The organism is Serratia sp. ASV30 (assembly GCF_016428815.1).
In the GTDB taxonomy this organism is placed as follows: Bacteria; Pseudomonadota; Gammaproteobacteria; order Enterobacterales; family Enterobacteriaceae; genus Chania; species Chania fonticola_C.
The window spans coordinates 1-302 of record NZ_JAELTL010000268.1; the positions used below are offsets into that span (position 1 = coordinate 1).

General features: G+C 71.5%; 1 pseudogene. It reads left to right on the forward strand.

The window, feature by feature from the left end:
* Positions 1–139 (forward strand): annotated as a pseudogene (locus tag JHD74_RS26390) (PfkB family carbohydrate kinase); the annotation flags it as partial.
* Positions 140–302: the final 163 nt, after the last annotated feature.

Consider the following 302-nt stretch of genomic DNA (forward strand, 5'->3'; position numbering starts at 1 on the left):
GGGTGAAGCCATGGCGATGTTTGTCGCCGCGCAAACGGGCGATTTGGCCGAGGTAGAAAGCTTTACCAAACGCATCGCCGGTGCCGAACTGAACGTGGCGATCGGGCTGGCCCGCCTGGGTTTGAACCTGTCTCTTATACACATCTCCGAGCCCACGAGACAGGAGGTATCATCGCGTATGCCGTCTTCTGCTTGAAAAACGGGGGGGGGGGGGGGGGGGGGGGGGGGGGGGGGGGGGGGGGGGGGGGGGGGGGGGGGGGGGGGGGGGGGGGGGGGGGGGGGGGGGGGGGGGGGGGGGGGGG